Raw genomic sequence first — 909 nt, forward strand, 5'->3', positions numbered from 1 at the left:
TGCAATATGGCGTTGAGGAAGCGCACCAGGCAGGCATGAACCGAATGGGTTNTGTCACAGGTAGAGGCAAACGAGCCATTGCAGATCACTTTNATATTAGCTACGAACTAGAAAATGAAATTAAAGGTTCGGGAAAAGAGGCTCAGCTCGATTCCATTCGGAATTTAATGGAAAATAACACCTTTTCATTTACACCACAGCATCAAATGAAAGGTCTTGGCCACGCAATCTATAGCGGTCGAGGTTTGGTTGGCGATGATGCTTTTGCAGTTGTTTTGGCAGATGACTTTTGTACGGCAGATGAAAACGGCGACGGCGTGCTTAAGCAAATGGCAGAGTTATATAATCAGTTCCGCTGCAGTATCGTAGCGATCCAGGAAGTTCCTGCTGACCAAACGCATAAATATGGTGTTATTGCAGGCGAATGCATGAAGGATGGCCTATACCGTATCACTGACATGGTTGAAAAGCCGGCTCCGGAAGATGCTCCTTCAAATCTAGCAATTATCGGTCGTTATATTCTGACACCGGACATCNTCGATATCATCAAAGCAACACCGCCCGGAAAAGGTGGAGAAGTTCAAATCACCGACGCCCTGCTCACTCAAGCGAAAAAAGGTTGCGTGCTAGCCTATAAGTTTAAAGGTCAGCGTTTTGACTGTGGTAGTGTCGATGGTTTTATTCAAGCGACTAACTATGTCTATGAAAACGTATACAAAGCAGAATCGTAGTCGATACAAATAAATGAGTTTGCAGCGCCTTAGCGCGGCAAACTTCCTGCTCCATCAAAAAAGAACAAAGCAATTAAAGACCTAATAGCCTTAGTTTGCAATTAGCTGAAGTATCAGCTCTTTACTTTGCGCATCGCTTTTACGGTAACGCCGAAGTAACTCACGCTCATCATCAGTT

Annotated in this window: 1 protein-coding gene; it reads left to right on the forward strand. The window is 44.3% G+C overall.

Annotation, left to right across the window (positions count from 1 at the left end; genetic code table 11):
• A partial coding sequence (locus tag A3729_RS05885; RefSeq protein ID WP_068633378.1) for a UTP--glucose-1-phosphate uridylyltransferase occupies nt 1-731 on the forward strand: 731 nt, incomplete at its 5' end.
• Between the last annotated feature and the right edge of the window lie 178 nt (nt 732-909).

The organism is Oleiphilus sp. HI0043, assembly GCF_001634935.1.